General features: G+C 34.8%; 16 protein-coding genes and 1 pseudogene. All 17 read right to left on the reverse strand.

Features of this window, described 5'->3' with window-relative positions:
* Window positions 1-59: 59 nt before the first annotated feature.
* Window positions 60-746: a radical SAM protein gene (locus tag ACU68W_RS07725; protein ID WP_094205057.1), complete on the reverse strand. Its 687-nt coding sequence runs from the start codon at window positions 744-746 to the stop codon at window positions 60-62.
* The gene (locus ACU68W_RS07730; protein WP_094203193.1) at window positions 730-1,272 is read right to left on the reverse strand and encodes an ECF transporter S component; all 543 of its coding nucleotides are present in this window, start codon (window positions 1,270-1,272) and stop codon (window positions 730-732) included. The genes ACU68W_RS07725 and ACU68W_RS07730 overlap by 17 nt, the downstream gene beginning before the upstream one ends.
* Window positions 1,273-2,025: 753 nt before the next feature.
* Entirely contained in the window at window positions 2,026-2,670 is a 645-nt protein-coding gene (locus tag ACU68W_RS07735) for an NAD(P)H-hydrate epimerase (RefSeq protein WP_446756369.1), read from the reverse strand.
* Window positions 2,667-3,644 (reverse strand): ATP-binding protein, encoded by a 978-nt coding sequence (locus ACU68W_RS07740; RefSeq protein WP_446756370.1) that lies wholly within the window; start codon window positions 3,642-3,644, stop codon window positions 2,667-2,669. The genes ACU68W_RS07735 and ACU68W_RS07740 overlap by 4 nt, the downstream gene beginning before the upstream one ends.
* A gap of 2 nt (window positions 3,645-3,646) precedes the next feature.
* A complete protein-coding gene (locus tag ACU68W_RS07745; protein WP_094223022.1) occupies window positions 3,647-4,405 on the reverse strand; it encodes a DnaD domain-containing protein in 759 nt (252 codons plus the stop codon).
* Between the two features lie 4 nt (window positions 4,406-4,409).
* Window positions 4,410-4,973: a GNAT family N-acetyltransferase gene (locus ACU68W_RS07750; protein WP_446756371.1), complete on the reverse strand. Its 564-nt coding sequence runs from the start codon at window positions 4,971-4,973 to the stop codon at window positions 4,410-4,412.
* The gene (dnaB, locus tag ACU68W_RS07755; protein WP_446756372.1) at window positions 4,970-6,307 is read right to left on the reverse strand and encodes a replicative DNA helicase; all 1,338 of its coding nucleotides are present in this window, start codon (window positions 6,305-6,307) and stop codon (window positions 4,970-4,972) included. Before dnaB ends, ACU68W_RS07750 begins: the two co-directional genes overlap by 4 nt.
* A gap of 33 nt (window positions 6,308-6,340) precedes the next feature.
* Complete coding sequence (rplI, locus tag ACU68W_RS07760) at window positions 6,341-6,787, reverse strand: 50S ribosomal protein L9 (protein WP_353316759.1); 447 nt, start codon at window positions 6,785-6,787, stop codon at window positions 6,341-6,343.
* The gene (locus ACU68W_RS07765; protein ID WP_154272921.1) at window positions 6,768-8,756 is read right to left on the reverse strand and encodes a DHH family phosphoesterase; all 1,989 of its coding nucleotides are present in this window, start codon (window positions 8,754-8,756) and stop codon (window positions 6,768-6,770) included. Before ACU68W_RS07765 ends, rplI begins: the two co-directional genes overlap by 20 nt.
* Window positions 8,743-9,612 carry a DUF2232 domain-containing protein gene (locus ACU68W_RS07770; RefSeq protein WP_446756373.1) on the reverse strand — a complete coding sequence of 290 codons (870 nt, stop codon included), beginning with the start codon at window positions 9,610-9,612 and terminating at the stop codon, window positions 8,743-8,745. Before ACU68W_RS07770 ends, ACU68W_RS07765 begins: the two co-directional genes overlap by 14 nt.
* Window positions 9,613-9,711: 99 nt before the next feature.
* Window positions 9,712-10,254, reverse strand: a complete 543-nt coding sequence (locus ACU68W_RS07775; RefSeq protein ID WP_446756374.1) for a hypothetical protein — start codon at window positions 10,252-10,254, stop codon at window positions 9,712-9,714.
* An 85-nt stretch (window positions 10,255-10,339) separates the two neighbouring features.
* Window positions 10,340-11,578: a cell wall-binding repeat-containing protein gene (locus ACU68W_RS07780; protein ID WP_446756375.1), complete on the reverse strand. Its 1,239-nt coding sequence runs from the start codon at window positions 11,576-11,578 to the stop codon at window positions 10,340-10,342.
* 78 nt (window positions 11,579-11,656) lie between these two features.
* Window positions 11,657-11,926, reverse strand: a complete 270-nt coding sequence (locus tag ACU68W_RS07785) for a hypothetical protein (RefSeq protein ID WP_094207937.1) — start codon at window positions 11,924-11,926, stop codon at window positions 11,657-11,659.
* A gap of 104 nt (window positions 11,927-12,030) precedes the next feature.
* Window positions 12,031-13,344: a cell wall-binding repeat-containing protein gene (locus ACU68W_RS07790; protein WP_446756376.1), complete on the reverse strand. Its 1,314-nt coding sequence runs from the start codon at window positions 13,342-13,344 to the stop codon at window positions 12,031-12,033.
* 1,385 nt (window positions 13,345-14,729) lie between these two features.
* Window positions 14,730-15,665 (reverse strand): annotated as a pseudogene (locus tag ACU68W_RS07795) (cell wall-binding repeat-containing protein); the annotation flags it as partial.
* 12 nt (window positions 15,666-15,677) lie between these two features.
* Window positions 15,678-16,061 (reverse strand): ATP cone domain-containing protein, encoded by a 384-nt coding sequence (locus tag ACU68W_RS07800; RefSeq protein ID WP_306479423.1) that lies wholly within the window; start codon window positions 16,059-16,061, stop codon window positions 15,678-15,680.
* Window positions 16,062-16,142: 81 nt separating this feature from the next.
* Window positions 16,143-16,585, reverse strand: a 443-nt coding sequence (locus ACU68W_RS07805; protein ID WP_446756377.1) for an EF-Tu C-terminal domain-related protein, incomplete at its 5' end; no start/stop codon positions are given.

Raw genomic sequence — 16,585 nt, forward strand, 5'->3', positions numbered from 1 at the left:
CTCCAATCTTATTAAACTTATTATATATTAAAACCCATCAAAAAAACACTGACGGAAGTTTAACCAACTCCCAAATCAGTGTTTTCAACTAACATCTCAACCTTCGGATGGTCCTTCAAATCGTAATGATTTTCCAAAAACCACTTCACAAGCTCATCATCTCTTTTAATCGGCGTTGAATTATTTATAAAAATATTAATAGTAATCCATTTGAAATTAGAAAGGCCAATCTCAATATCTTTTTCAATCATTTCCTTAGTTTGACCCTTGATTCCAACCATTAAACACGCCGAATCAAAATAATCGGACACATCTTTTACATCAGTGAATTTTGCATTTTTGTTTAAGACATTTTCTCTAAAATCGTAATCGAACGTTTCAATCCCAGTCTTAAACAAAACCTCGCATCCGAAAAATTCCCTGATTTCGTGAAGTCTATTCTTGAAAATATAATGTGCTTCGAAAACCAAAGTATGAATGTTTTTTTCGTGAATTAAATTTCTGATGTCGATTTTCGTCTGTTCTGGAAGTTCGAACACATTTCCCGAATTTATACATTCCAAAACACCGAATTCACCAGTCACATTTTGAAGAATCTCACGATTTTCACGAACAGCATCATCCATATCCACCGTATTGTCTTCAATGTAATCGCAAAAAGTGCATTTGCCCCAAAAACATGGTCTGCCTTTTAAAAGCACAATCTCGCGTTTTAATTTTTCCTCAATCTTAGCGTATCGATTCAAGCTTAATCCTCTTAACAGCAGTCATCACAACAGTAAATGAAATAAGTCTGTCCACAAATTCCATAAAATATTGGTTGATAAAAGATGCCGCAGCTGGATTTACTCCCTTGTTAATCATAAATCTTACAATAACATCACTTCCTGAGCTTGTAACCCCACCAAAAATATAACCTTGAATAATAGCACCCAAAATAGCGCCTGGAAGCACAGCCAATAAAAGTGCAGGAATAGTGTGCAATTTCTTGAAATATCCTTTTTCGTATAAAATACCAACCATAAACACCATAAGCATACCTGTAGGCGCAAATGGAAGTGCAAATGGATCGAAAAGAATTTGGTTCATAACAGACGATAAAAGCGCAGTCACAACACCGTATTTCCATCCAAATAACATACACACCAATAAAGATCCTATATGATCCAATAACAAAGGAACCTTCGTACTAACAGCGATAAAAGCACCAAGGCAGTTGATTGCAATGCAAATCGCTATAGTAGTCAACAATTTCGTATTCGTTTTTCTCAATAAAAAAACCTCCTAATAAAATATAGGAGAACTCAAAAATAACGCCTTGTTTTTTTATACTTGGAGCTCTCAAACAAGTCCTGAATTAAATTTCAGCTTTAACTAGGCAACACTAATTTTATCAAATAATAAAATTCATTGCAAATTAGTTTGTTACAAAAAAGTAATTGCAAAAAAGTAGAAACCGATTTGTGTGGTGTTGTGAGATATAATAAAACGCAAAAACTCGTAAATCGCTCATCAGAGTAGAAAATAATCAATTAAACATGTACTACGCAAAGCTTCGTTAGGAGTTTTCACTTGTGAGCAAATAAAAGCTTGCAAATAAGCGTATCATACGGAGAAAATTGCAGTAAATTCAATCGAAGAAATCCGGCTAAAATTTGACCGCGTAAGCGAAGCGTGCTTCAAATTTTAGGATTTCAAGATTAGAATTTACAAATTTTCGTAGTCGATTAAGCGTTTTGCAACTTTTATTTTCTTCTTTTCTCCCCTTTTTTTCTCTATCAATTAAACATGTGCTGCGTAAAGCTTCGTGAGGCGTTGTTGGCATCATGGGCAAACATCTTTGCCTGAGAATATCATTCGGAAAAAACAATTAGAAATTCTAACGAAGGGAACCGTTAAAAAATCTCACTCGCGCCAAAGCGGAGCTTGCGCTTGAGATTTTAGGTTCACAAGTTTTGAATTTCTTTGTTTTTGTAGACAGATATTCGACGGCAAGAGTTTGCCATAAAACATAAAAAACGCCTCTTACGAAGCGTTATTTAATACATGTTTAATTGATTTTTCTGGTATGCCTATTGTCTCCACAACATATTCTCCCTCATAGTCTTGTAACGACTTTTTCGGTAATTGCAATGTCACTAGAAGGTCAGCCTTCACTGCCACGTTGTGGATTATATTTTCGTCAGAATCCAGTCCCGATGGCATATCCACGCTCACAACAAATGCTTGTGTGTCGTTAATCATATCGATTACATCTTTGTAAATCCCTTCGATATCTCTTTTAAGTCCCGTTCCAAAAATGCTGTCGACTATCAAATCATTTTCTGTGATGTCGAATTTCGTGTTTTCGTCTACAAATTCTATCTCCACGTCTAATTTTTTCAAAATATCGTAGTTGATTTTAAAATCCGTCGACGCTTTTTCTAGCTTTCCAATCACATACACTTTCACATATTTTTTTGCGTTGTAAATGTCTCTTGCAACTGCCAAGCCATCTCCACCGTTGTTTCCAACAGATGCGAACACGTACACTTTGGCAAACTTTTTGTCCAAAATATGTTTGGAGATTTGCGCCTTGGCGTTTTCCATCAACACAATCGAAGGAATTCCGATTTCGTGAATCGTGTAATGGTCGATTTGTCTCATTTGTTCAGCTGTTACATAAATCATAGTCCGTTTTTGAACCTCTCTTCTCTTATATCCCTGCCGAAAAATTGTATCGGTATAAATTCGCCCTTGATTCTGGATGAAATTCTCTGATCGTATTGTGTTGTCAAATCATCAAGGTCGATATTTGTCGAAATTATCGTAGTTTTTTGGTTTTGAATTCTGTAATTTAACAGATCAAACAATAAACTGATGTTGGTTTCTGTGGAGTTTTCCGTTCCCAAATCGTCAATCATAAGCACATCGCAGTTGTAGATAATATCCTCAACTTCTGGTTGTGGTTTTTCGTTGAAATTCTGATATCTTATCGAAAAAAGTTGCTTCAACAATTGCATCGCGGACAAATAAATCACAGAATATCCATTTTCAATGATTTCTTTCGCCATGCAGGATAACAAATATGTTTTTCCAGTTCCAACTTGCCCGTACAATAACAGCGACTTCGCATTTTTAGTGTAATTTTTGGAATAGTATTTCAAATTCTCGCTGATTGCTTCCATGTTTTCACGTTGGGACATTCCTTGTGAGCTGTCTTTTTTCGTGTCAAACACGTTGATGTCAAATCTATCGAAGTTTTGTTGTTTCATTTGCTCGTTAAGGGAGCTTTTATCACGCGCAATGTTGACCATAATGGTCTTCTTGCAAGAACACATTTTGCCGTTGTAAACTCCAGTATCTTCGCACTTGTCGCAGTGATGCTTCTCCTCCAAATAATCACTTGGATATCCACTTAGTATGAGCATTTTGTGCATTTTTTCTTCAGTGGATTTGATTTCATCTTCCAAGTTTTTTAATTCTTCCTTGTCACCGCCGATGCTTTTTTTCAAATACTCGTATCCAAGCTCGTTTCTATGTTGTAGCAAATCCTGGTATTCTGGAACATTTCGAAAAACTTCCTCAAATCTCATGTCCAATTCTTTTTTGGATTGATTTCTATAATCTTCCAATATTCTGTTGGCTTCTTTTGCGTAGCTCATTATTATTTATCCTTTTGCTCTTTTGATTTCTTGATAAAATCGTTCAAAAATTTTGAGTTAATATTTGTAGCCTTGTTTTCAATATCGTTAGTCTTCGGTCTGTAATAAGTTCTCTTTTTGGTTTTTCTTTGTTGCTTTTTGTTGTTTTCTTCTTGCCATTGTTCCAACGTCATGATACCGTCGAGCTTCCAATTTCTGAGAACTTGCAAAACGTAATTCGTGTTGTTTTTCGTATTCGGATTAGTTGTGCAATAATGAAAAGCTGTCACCACCAACTCTGGTGTTTGGTGATAAGTGGAAATGTGTTCCAAAATTCTTTCCATTTCTGATTTGGACAACTCCATATCCCTGATGTCTTCGATGTCTCTGAACATTTCTTTGATTTCTTGACTGTTTTGTGGAATGTAAGTCTTCTGACTTTCATCTGGTTCAGGATTTGTAATTCCAAGATACAATTGTCTCAAACTCAAAAAAACCGTGTGATTAGTTTGCGTTTGTGCGTCAGTGTATCGTTTGATAATTCCCTCATCCAACCAAAAATTCCAACACTCAGATACTTCGCTTTCAGTCAAATCCAACGCTTTTGCGATCTTTTCGTCTGAAATATCCACATTCGCCGAGGTATCCTTGGCAAGCTTGTAGGCATACAAATACACTTTTAGTTGATTTCCTGTGGCCACTTGAAGATATTGATTCAAAAATATATTTTCAATAGGTGTTTCGCCCAAATCTATTTTAAATTTTTCTACACTATATTTCATAAAATCACCTCTTATTATCAATCGCCATCGTAGTGTTCTTCGAAAAAATTGTCCCGTCTTTTACTATGAAAAACTCATCGAATTCTTCATCGTGCGTGTCCAATCTTTGATTTTCGAACACTTCTTCGTAACTACAAAACTTCCTGAATCCACATTTTTCGTAACATTTTATCGCTCTTTTGTTGAAATTATTCACATTTAAGAAAATCCTGTCCAGCCCGTAAACTGTAAATCCCATGTTAAGCAAAGCCTTTATGGATTCTTCGCCGTATGATTTGTCCATTTCATTTGGATCCAAAACAATACCCAAAAACGCCGTTTTGGTGAACTTGTCGTATTGTTTCAGTCCCACATATCCCACCAATTTTCGGGATTTATCCCTAATCGCAAAATATTTTTGCGTTTTCATTTCTCTTTTTTGGCGATACCACATTTTTATTTCAAAATCGTCCAAATCGGACAAGTTGTAATCGATTAGTCGTTCGTCTGTGTGTTTTCCCCATTGTTCGATCTCAAATGCATCGTCCAATGTAAAATCTTCTAACATTAACCTCTCAGTAGTTATCATTTGTCAAACGCTCCTACATCGGGCATTTGTTTGTCCAAATCCATAAACTTCGTGTGTTCCTTGTCGAATAAAGTATCCACAGTTCCCGTTGGACCGTTTCTGTGTTTTGCTACGATAATTTCTGCGATGTTTGGCTTGTCAGTTTCAGGATCGTAATAATCATCACGATACAACATCAACACAACATCCGCGTCTTGTTCGATCGCCCCAGATTCACGAAGGTCACTCATGACCGGTCTGTGGTTTGGTCTTTGGTCAGGCGCACGTGACAACTGACTCAACGCTAGAATCGGACAATTTAATTCCTTCGCCAATCCTTTAAGTCCTCTTGAAATCGTGGAAATTTCTTGTTGTCTGTTCTCACTTCTGGAGTTGGTAGTCATAAGTTGCAAATAATCTATAATCACCAAATCCAAATCGCTACGCGCTTTTAATTTTCTGCATTTGGAACGAAGCTCATTCAATGAAATCGATGAAGTATCATCGACATGCATATTTGTTTCTGCTAATAATTGTGCTGCTTGTCCGAGATTTGTCCACTCAGTAATTTTGCCAGACACAAGTTCTGACAGATTAATGTTACTAAGCGCGGACAATAATCTCTGAGTCAATTGCATCTTACTCATTTCAAGAGAAAAAATCGCGACTTGATGCTTGATACTAGCCTTGTATGCAATGTTAAGTGCAAGTGATGTTTTACCCATTGCAGGACGCGCTGCAAGTAAAATCAAATCTGAGTTTTGAAGACCTGAAAGTTGTCTATCTAAGTCAATCAACCCAGTCGTAACGCCAGTTAATTGTCCTTGGCTCATACTCATTTCGCCAATCTTTGCAAGAGTTGGCTCCAACATTTCTTGAATTTTAACCAAATCTTGGTGGTTTCTGTTCTGACTGATTTTGAAAATATTGCTTTCAGCGTATTCTAAAACTTCGCCAACGGAATTGTTGGCAATGGACATATCAATCACATCTTGTGACACGCGCATCAAATTTCTGATAATCGCCTTGCTTTTGATAATATCTGCATAGTATTTTACATTCACAGCACTTCCTACAGCTTCCGAAATGCTTATAAGCTCATCAATCCCGCCGATAATTTCGTACATATTATTGGATTTTAATTTGTCTTCCAATGTAATATAATCCACAGGCTTTTTCTCGTCAATTACTTGCAAAATCGCCTTGTAGATTTCTTGGTATTTCGTAGAATAAAAATCCACTGGCTCCACAATTTCTGCCGCATCATCCACAGCTCTCTCGTCGATTATCATCGCCCCGATTACACTTCTCTCAGCTTCCAAATCGCACGGCATAATATTTTGTTGATTTTCCATTACCTCACCGCCTTTCTGTCGTGTATTCTAAAATTATTCTTTGTCTACAATTACTTCCAAGTTAGCGTTAATGTCTGGATATACCTTAACTATAACGTTAAATGTTCCCAAAGATTTGATGTTGTCTTTCATTTCAATTTTTTTCTTATCAATATCCAAACCGTGTTGCTCTTTCAATGCTTTTTCGATATCCATTGAAGTGATTGAGCCGAAAAGTCTGTCGCCTTCACCTGTTTTTGCGATAATCTTAACTTTTGTGTTTTCGATTTTTTCTTTCAATTCATTAGCGTTTTTGATGTTTTCTCTTTCAATCGCTCTTAATTCTGCTTGTTTTTCTTCCCAAATTTTGATGTTTTCTTTTGTTGCTTGTACTGCTAATTTATTTGGTAGTAGAAAATTTCTCGCAAAACCAGTCTTTGCATTAACCATTTCTCCAGCTTTTCCAAGCTTTTCTACATCACTAGTCAATATAACTTTCATCCGTATCCTCCTTGATATATTCATCAATTGCTTGTTTTATCTTTTCTTCTGCTTCATCCATGCTGCATTCTAATTGCGCACCTGCACTTGTAAGGTGACCTCCGCCCCCGACTTTTTCCAAAATCAATTGTACGGAGATTTTGCCCAAACTTCTCGCACTAACATGGATTTTATCCTTTATCTTCGCCAACACAAACGAAGCTTCCACTCCCAAAATGTTGAGCAAATCATCTGCTGATTGTGCCGCAACCAAAATGGATTCGTCCACTTCTTCTTCCAATCTTCCGATGGCGATATTATCTTTATACATTTTCGATGAAGCGATTACGTCAGATTTTAGTTTGATAGTTCTCTCATCATCCTTGAATAGTTTCTTAACCCTGACACTATCCGCACCTTGTCTTTTCAAGATAGACGCCGCTTCAAAAGTTCTAACACCTGTTTGATAGAAGAAATTCTTCGTATCCACAGTTATTCCTGCAAGTAATGCTTCTGCAACAATTTTTGGAATCTCTAGTTTTTCTGTCATATAAAATAACACTTCTGTCACCATTTCAGATGCACTAGATGCGTAAGGTTCCAAATAAGTCAACGACGTTTCTTTAATATAATCGGAACTTCTTCTGTGGTGATCGATGACCACGATATTTTTCGCAATATCCATAATTTCTTGGCATTCAACAGAGTTTCTTCTGTGATTATCGCAAATAATCACCAAACTATTGCTGTTACAATTTTCCTTCGCAAATGCATTCTTTACAAAATATTTCTTGTAATCTGGTTTTTCTTCAAGAACTGCATTATAAATATTTTCGATTTGAGGGCCAACCTCATTCAAAATAATGTAGCATTCCTTGTTGTTAATCCTACACGCTTCTAACATTCCCAAGCTAGAGCCGATAGAGTCCATGTCTGGATTTCTGTGTCCCATAATAAACACATTGGAGCTTTGTACAATAAGTTGCTTCAACGCATGTGACACAACTCTTGCCTTAACCTTGTTACGTTTTTCAACGGCTTTGTTCTTGCCACCGAAATATTTTAATTCACCTGTGTCAACCACTGCTTGGTCACCACCACGGCCTAATGCAACATCCAAACAAGATCTGGATTTCTCATGAATTTCATAAGGATTATCTCCAATAATTGATGCCCCAATACTCAAAGTAACAGGAACATTATTAGTGTTTTGAATTTCCTTAATCATATCTAACACAGAGAATTTTTGTTGCATAATATTTTCAAGCTCGTGTTTTTCGACAATCATTGAGAACTTATCTGATTCGTATTTTCTAATATACGCATTGTGTTCTCTCGCAAAATCTTGCAAAATATTTTCAACATCTGAGAACACTCTCGTTCTTTCTTCTTCCTTGATGCTGTTACGTGCTTCGTCGTAATTATCTATGAAAATATCGACAAGTCCCAGTCTTTTTTCATCCAAAAGCGTCACAACATCCATAAAAGCGGTGTTGTCGATTCCATAAAGCAAAGTCAAATCCTTGTCTTCACTATCTTTTATAGTAACAGGATAAAATCTGTAGTATTTGCCGTCAACTTGAGTTTCATAATAATCCAAGTTATCTTCATCGTCTTTTACAGTCTTCAAATCCAGAATTTTTTCGACTTCATTGTTGAAAATCTCAATCTCATCATCAGCCAAATCCTTAAAATAAGTGTTAAACCAGCTAATTTTATTCTTATCGTTGAGAATCAAAAGTGGAAAAGGAACCTTGAATACAGCATTTTTTGTAATATCTGTAAACTCATTATTAAGATTAATAATCTTCTCCTCAACCTTTTTATTCTTATTATTGATGTATGTGTATTGATCCACAATCATAAAAGCCGAAGCAATAAAAGCCAAAGTTCCTATGATATTTTGAAAATAAAACAAAATCGCAGAAAGTATCACCAACAAAACTGCTTGTACAATCAAATGTTTCAGCGAATATTTAAGCTCTTTCATTGTTTTCCTTCTTTCTCAAATCTTTAAAGCTATTCAAAGCCCCTAAGAATGCCAAAATATAAATAAACGGTTGAATTGTAACAGAAACCAACACAGTCAACACCTTAAAAGGAGTCGATAATGATTTCAAATATGAAAACATCAAAGCAATTCCTCCCAATAAGTACGAACTAATTCCGAAAACCGACAAATTATACAACAAATAATTTCCCAAATCCTTATTCACAAAATAAACAATTCCCGAAATCAACACCAAGCCAACAATTGTGATTGTGAATTTCGTATCTATTCTGAAATCGTGAAACTGATGTTTTTTAGATTTTTGTGGAATATACACATTCAACACACTTGTATAAAAAGCGATAAGTCCCAAAATTGCATACACAGCCCTTACAATAAGCTTAGATGATTGTTCAAACATAATTTTAACAGACTTCATCATTTCCTCGTCCATCTTCACAGAACTCAAAACCTTCATGAAATCATTCAACTTTACGTTAATCACATCTGCAATCGACATATCTGCATTTAGTTTCAAAAGCAAATTCGTCAACAAAACGAAAACACAAATTCCAACGAAACTAATCGTTATAGCCTGTGTGTCAGAAAATCCAGAACTTAGCAAATTCAAAATCGAACAGAACACCAAAATTATGTACAATCCGACAGGAATAGCAATCATAGGAGTCGACACAACCAAACTCAACACAAAAAATATCCCGAAAGATATCAGAGCCAATCTGTTATCTTTTTCCAATCCTAACTTAATAAAATAAGAAGGCAACACAATAAATCCAAATGGAAATAAAAATAAGCTCACAACATAAATCATCAGAGCTTTTAATGAAATTTTCATTAAAGATTTATAATCAATCGTATTAATAATCCCACCTCCGTTATCATATTATTATATCATAAAATAGCGCATAAATTTATATCTCACGATGGCGATAAATCACGAAACTATCCTAATCTTAGCAGAAATAGAACATTTCTCACCGCTTTTCAAAGCAAACTTTGAACCAACTGAATCCCTGTTCAAATTAGACACATAATAAGAACAATTTCCGTACACAAAATCACTTGTCGATTCTAATTTGTATCCAGAAATCTCACTTACAATATTTTGACTTTCCAAATTATTTTTCCAATCAATCACAACTGCTGGATTCATTTTAATTGTGTGGTCGGAATTGTTAATCACATTCACATTAACACTCACGCTGTCATTTGTGAATTGATACACAACAAAACTTTCAATCCCTTCACACACACATCTTAGAACGCACATATCCTCAGATTTGCTCACAACATCGTATTCTTCATCTACGAAAAGCCCATCAGTCGGATAACGAAAAGTCTTGTCCACACCATAATTTGGAATACAGATTTTCAAATCATCAATCGCATCCGCACCATTTATCCTGAAATATTCGATACCAGCACCAACACTGTTGATGCAAATTTCCATATTTTTAATCGCATACAAAATTCTCATTTAATCACTTCCTTACATATATATACCCAAATGAGATTTGTTATTGCAATAAAAAAATGCTTCGCTAATAACGAAGCATTCTCTATTATCTCAAAGCTCTTCTAAAACCTGCAGCACGAGCTTCTTTTTCTGTTCTAAAATATCTTATATGACTTGGTTTAATCTTGTTGTTGTCTCTTTGTCCAGGAAGATGATAAATCATCGAATTCATATTTCCTTTAATTCTTCCTTCTCCAACAGGACCATATCCATCTTGGTAGATGTAGTTTGGCTTACTTGGTTTGGAAGCTTCTTTTTTGGCTTGTTCTTGCTTTTTAAGTTCTAATTCTCTTTGCTTTCTAGCTTGTTCTTCCTTAGCTTTTCTTTCATTTTCAAGTCTTTTCATCTCATTTACTTCTTCAGCAGTAGGATTAGAAAATATATTGCTAGCTACAGACTTTTCCCCACCAATAATAGTTACAGATTTCATATTATCCAAATAACTCTTAGTTGATTGTGTCAAATTTTCATTGTCAGTCAAAATAATAGGGGCCTTGTAATTTTTCGCAACGCTTACCGCTGACAAACTATCTGCAAAAACTTTTGAATTTGCCAATATAGCATTTTCATTATTTTCAAATGAACGTCTTGCTATAGCCAATGCTGTTTGATATCTGTCATTTCCTGCTATTCTTTCCCCAGTAAAACCGTTCAACGGAAGTTGGTTAACTCCACCAATTGCGATTTCTTGTAAATCGGATTTCGGATAAGAATTACCATCACTAAGAACCATCAACGCCTTGTGATCTGCCATGAAACTAGTAGCACTAAGAGCGTCAGGGAAGTTTTTTCCGCTTGCTATCAATAAGTATTCTGCATCGACAAACTCTTTGGTTTTTTCCATAACCTTCACTGAAGTTTCGTATCTGTCGTTTCCCTTAAGTCTTTCAATGTTAATATCATTTACAACGGATTTTACGGATTCTTCAATATTTGAACTCAACGCCGTTTCTCCGCCAACAATGTAGATATTTTTTGGTTTTAGCTTAGCAATTTCATCGGTAGTTCTATTGTCCAATTGATCTTTTGACAAAATAAGTGGCGCATTTAACGCCGCAGCAAGTTGACCCGCTGACAAAGCATCTGCAAAGTTAAATCCACTAGCAAGTACAACATTGTCCGATTCATTGAACATCGCTTTTGAAATTTCAATGGAAGTAGCAATCCTATCTTTTCCTGCAATCCTCGTAACATTTTCAACATTTGCGCTAGACACACCCGCTGGAATCATAAAAGAAATAACCAATGCGGCTAGTGTAAGTTTTTTCAAATTTTTAATAAACATTTTCTCCTCCATTAATTTAATATACTACTATGATACCATAATAACTAATAAATTTATAAAAAATTTTATTATCAAATACTACCTAATTAGCATATTTCCCACGAACATAACTATTGGAAATGCTAATACTAACAAAAAATTCAAAATAGCCCTCACTACACTTTTTTCAATCAAAGAAAAAACAATTCCAATTATTCCTAAAATCGGGCAAATATATACCGTCACTAATCCAATAGGTCTCAGATTCCCTAAGAAATCGAACTGAAAATCCTTCAATATAAAACTAACCACAAGACACACCACGCCAATGATAAGTGTCCACAAGCTTTTGTTCTTCGTTTTGTTCATAAACTCCTCCTATATTTAATCTCATTATACACTATTTGATGTTTTTAGATAAAATCGTTAAATAAAAAAGAGTGCAGAACAATCTACACCCTTGTGTTTAATATTTACGAAGCTATCAGAACCTCAGTTGCCACGCCATTTTCAACAGTAATCGATAGTGACAATCCTACATTACTAACTTTGTGGTAGTAATTAATAAAATCACTTGCTTTGTAATAAGCTGTAGGAGCCATTCCACTGTGCACTTTAAATTTTGTTTTATTAGTTATTTTGAAAGAATGATTTACGCTGTGACCTAAAGGTTTACCGTCAGAAAAAGAATTAATGTCTTTACAGTATTTCATATGTCCAGAAACTATCAGGTAATCACCCTTAATTTTAACATCGTAAGCTTGGTTATACTCTCTCGATTTTGATTTTGATAGCTTTTTCTGTATTAGTGTTGAACAATATTCACCAGTTTTTGTGTGCAAATTCTTATCTTCTTTCTTTGCAATAGGTTTTTTCCTAGTCAAAATATCCTTCACAACAGTTTTTTCCCCACCAACTATGAACACATTCTTGCCATTCAAATATTTCTTAGCATTTTCTGTCAAGCTATTTGATTGTGTAAGAATGATTGGTGCGTTGTGTTTTTTGGTTAAACTTACTGCTGACAAGCTATCTGCAAAAACTTGTCCACTTGCAAGGATTGCGTTGTTGTTTTTGTCGAATGAAAGCTTTGCGATTTCTAGTGCTGTTTCGTATCTGTCTTTTCCGGAAACTCTTTTTCCTTTGAAGCCTTTTAGTGGTAGTTGATTTTTCCCACCGATTGCGATTTCTTGTAGGTTTGATTGTGGATAAGTTACTCCGTCACTTAATACCATTACTGATTTGTGATTGACAAAGAAGGATGTCGCTGCTAGTGCATCTGGGAAGTTTTTGCCACTTGCTATCAACAAATATTCTGGGTTGATGATTTCTTTCGTTTTTTCCATTACTTTTTGAGATGTAGAATATCTGTCCTGTCCTTCAAGTCTTGTTACGTCAATCTTTTTTGATTTTAATGTTGTGTCAATTCCAGTTTTGCTGATTGCGTTATCTCCACCTACAACGTAGACTTTTTTTGCTTTCAAACGTTTGATTTCATTTTTTGTTTGTGAATCTAGTTTATTTTGTGATGATAATAAAAGTGGTGCGTTAAGTGCTGATGCAAGTTGACCTGCTGATAATGCATCTGCAAAATTGAATCCACTTGCAAGTACGACATTTTCTGATGTAGTGTATGCTGATTTGGATATTTCTACAGATGTTGTGATTCTATCCTTGCCGGATATTCTTGTAACTTTTTGTGACGCAGCATTTGATGCACTTGCTGGCACAATCATAGCCGCAATCAATGCCGCTACAGTCAACTTCTTCAATTGATTTTTTAACATTTTTCTCCTCCATAATTCATTATGATATTTGAATAAAACAATAGAAATTCTCCCATTATTTTACCTTCAATACTATTATACCCGATTTGAGATTTTTTTGATAAAATCGTTCAATAAAAAAGAGTGCAGATTCTTCTGCACCCTTTGTGTTATTTTAGTTTGTCGTAAGTTTGTTTTACTTTTTCAAATTGTTTTTGTACCAATTGCAACTCTGATTCTTTGAGCTTTATTTTTTCCTTAAGTTCTTGAGTTTTATCATCGTCACCTTTTTTAAGGTTTTCAATTTTTTTAGCTCGAATGGCATTTGTTTCTTCAATATCTTTCAAAGTTTTTTCTGCTTTTTCTTTTTCTCCTAATAATGCTTTTTTATCTGTAGATTTCTTATATTCATTGATGATTTCACGATATTTTTCTTCTGTAATAAACGTATTATATCTAAATCCGAAATCTCCATTCATACAAAATGTATTTCTAAAATATCCATTTTGTGAAGAATTTTTAGTTACAGCGACAACATTAATTTTATCACTTAAAATATTAGTGTAATGACCGATTACAGGCTTTTTCCCATTGTGATTTGTCATAAAATCGGCTTTTGCTTTTTCCATTGCTGATTCTGTAGGTTCTGTGGAGTATTTCGTATTTATTGTATTCATCAATTCTTCATAAACTAATTTTTCATCATCATACCATCCCTTAAATGGGTTTGTAACTCCCCAGTGTAAATTTTCCCAAACACGAAAAGTTTTCAAGTGTCCTTTAGTATAATCCCATGATCTATTACAACTTACCATAGCTTTAGCCAAAATTTCAAAATTAGTATCTAATTTTTTCAAGCCTGTGAAATGTTCATCCTTTAATCTTAAACCGTTTAATTGTTCAAGCCAATCCGCAGTCATTACCATGTTTTCATAGGATGTTGCGTCTTCAGGAATTTTTTTCACGTCACCTTTTTGTAAATATTCGTTCAAAATCGCAAGTCCATTTTCAGTATCTTGTTTGTATTCTGGGTATTTTTCTCCTGCCCATTTAAAAAATGCAAACGCACCTTCATTAATTGTAGCGTCGATTGCTGGAAGAACTTTGTCAATCTCTTCAATTTTCATGTTGGCTTCTGCTACAATACTCTTATTAATTTCTCCAAACTCTTTTTCTTCATCTTCGAGTTTTTTGATATCTTCTTCAAGCTTTTTCTTAGTTTCTGGATCTTCTTGATGCTTTTTTAATTCAGCTTTAAGATTTTCTAATTCTTCCTTGCTACCGTTTAATTTCTTTTCAGCTTTATCCAGATTTTCTTTTGCCTTTTTTCTATTTGGATTTTTGTTATCTTTTTCTTCTTGTCTTATTTCTTCAGCTATCTTTGCTCTTTGTTCAGCCGTAATGTTAGTCAATATATCCTTCACAACAGTCTTTTCCCCACCAACTATGAACACGTTCTTGCCATTCAAATATTTCTTGGCATTTTCTGTCAAATAATCTGATTGTGTAAGTATGATTGGTGCGTTGTGTTTTTTAGTTAAGCTTACTGCTGACAAGCTATCTGCGAATACTTGTCCACTTGCAAGGATTGCGTTGTTGTTTTTGTCAAATGAAAGCTTTGCGATTTCTAGTGCTGTTTCGTATCTGTCTTTTCCAGAAACTCTTCTTCCTGTGAAGCCTTTTAGTGGTAGTTGGTTTTTCCCACCGATTGCGATTTCTTGTAAGTTTGATTGTGGATAAGTTACTCCATCACTTAAAACCATTACTGATTTGTGATTTACAAAAAATGATGTCGCTGCTAGTGCATCTGGGAAGTTTTTGCCACTTGCTATCAACAAATATTCTGGATTGATTATATCTTTTGTTTTTTCCATTACTTTTTGGGATGTAGAATATCTGTCTTGTCCTTCAAGTCGTGTTACGTCAATCTTTTCTGATTTTAATGTTGTGTCAACTCCACTTTTACTGATTGCATTATCTCCACCTACAACGTAGACTTTTTTTGCTTTCAAACGTTCAATTTCGTTTTTTGTTTGTGAATCTAGTTTATATTGTGATGATAATAAAAGTGGCGCGTTAAGTGCTGATGCAAGTTGTCCTGCTGATAATGCATCTGCAAAGTTGAATCCACTTGCAAGTACTACATTTTCTGATGTAGTATATGCTGATTTGGATATTTCTACAGATGTTGTGATTCTATCCTTGCCGGATATTCTTTTAGTTTGTTGTGATTTTTCTTGTTGTTGTGTATTTTGTTTGTCAGCATTTACAACGCCAATTGGAAGAACCATGGAAAGTGCAAGTGTCGATGCCAAGACTTTTTTCAATAATTTCGTGTTCATTTTCACCTCAAATTAGTTGTTTTTGTATGCTTCTAATACTTTTTTGTAGCCTTCTTCTCTCAATGCTTCCTCAACATATCCTCTGATTTCTTTTGTTGGATATACATTTCTCTTGATAGATTTCATTTTCTTCAACACATCTTCAACGATAATGTTCACATCAGAAGTATTCATCTTTGCTTCTGCAGAATCGGATGTTTGAGCTATTGAATGGAAGATTTTTTCCTTATCAAAGCTTTCAACACTGCCAAGTTTTTTAAGCACCCATTCTCCTTTCTCACCGTACATTTCATCAAGCACATTAATCTTTGCATCTTCAATTAAATTTGCAACTTTGTTTGGGTCTATATCGTTATCCTTAAAATAGTCAAACAATATTTTTGTTAAATCGTTCATAAAATCCTCCTTTAAAAAATTAGAGCATCCATTAAAAACGGATGCTCAGCTTGTCTAATTTATCTACCTTAATTAAGATTATTATTCTATAATTTTAGAAACAACGCCAGCTCCTACTGTTCTTCCGCCTTCTCTGATGGCAAATCTTAATCCTTCTTCGATTGCGATTGGAGTGATTAATTCGATTATGAATTTTGCGTTATCTCCTGGCATTACCATTTCTACGCCTTCTTCTAATGCGATGTTTCCTGTTACATCTGTTGTTCTGAAGTAGAATTGTGGTCTGTATCCTGAGAAGAATGGTGTGTGTCTTCCTCCTTCTTCTTTTGTTAATACGTATACTTCTGCTTCAAATTTTGTGTGTGGGTGGATTGTTCCAGGTGCTGCTAATACTTGTCCTCTTTCGATGTCTTCTCTTTGTACACCTCTTAGTAATGCTCCGATGTTATCTCCTGCTTCTGCTTCGTCAAGTTGTTTTCTGAACATTTCTACACCTGTTACTACTACTGTTCTTTTTTCTGTTG

It is taken from the genome of Finegoldia sp. P2-F-LR (assembly GCF_052932265.1).

Excerpts from the sequence above, each read along its gene's own strand:
- ACU68W_RS07740 (WP_446756370.1), bottom strand. The coding sequence starts at position 3,644 with ATGAGCTACGCAAAAGAAGCCAACAGAATATTGGAAGATTATAGAAAT.
- ACU68W_RS07735 (WP_446756369.1), bottom strand. The coding sequence starts at position 2,670 with ATGATTTATGTAACAGCTGAACAAATGAGACAAATCGACCATTACACG.
- ACU68W_RS07785 (WP_094207937.1), bottom strand. The coding sequence starts at position 11,926 with ATGAACAAAACGAAGAACAAAAGCTTGTGGACACTTATCATTGGCGTG.
- dnaB (WP_446756372.1), bottom strand. The coding sequence starts at position 6,307 with ATGGAAAATCAACAAAATATTATGCCGTGCGATTTGGAAGCTGAGAGA.
- ACU68W_RS07745 (WP_094223022.1), bottom strand. The coding sequence starts at position 4,405 with ATGAAATATAGTGTAGAAAAATTTAAAATAGATTTGGGCGAAACACCT.
- ACU68W_RS07775 (WP_446756374.1), bottom strand. The coding sequence starts at position 10,254 with ATGAGAATTTTGTATGCGATTAAAAATATGGAAATTTGCATCAACAGT.
- ACU68W_RS07765 (WP_154272921.1), bottom strand. The coding sequence starts at position 8,756 with ATGAAAGAGCTTAAATATTCGCTGAAACATTTGATTGTACAAGCAGTT.
- ACU68W_RS07780 (WP_446756375.1), bottom strand. The coding sequence starts at position 11,578 with ATGTTTATTAAAAATTTGAAAAAACTTACACTAGCCGCATTGGTTATT.
- ACU68W_RS07800 (WP_306479423.1), bottom strand. The coding sequence starts at position 16,061 with ATGAACGATTTAACAAAAATATTGTTTGACTATTTTAAGGATAACGAT.
- rplI (WP_353316759.1), bottom strand. The coding sequence starts at position 6,787 with ATGAAAGTTATATTGACTAGTGATGTAGAAAAGCTTGGAAAAGCTGGA.
- ACU68W_RS07790 (WP_446756376.1), bottom strand. The coding sequence starts at position 13,344 with ATGTTAAAAAATCAATTGAAGAAGTTGACTGTAGCGGCATTGATTGCG.
- ACU68W_RS07750 (WP_446756371.1), bottom strand. The coding sequence starts at position 4,973 with ATGATAACTACTGAGAGGTTAATGTTAGAAGATTTTACATTGGACGAT.
- ACU68W_RS07770 (WP_446756373.1), bottom strand. The coding sequence starts at position 9,612 with ATGAAAATTTCATTAAAAGCTCTGATGATTTATGTTGTGAGCTTATTT.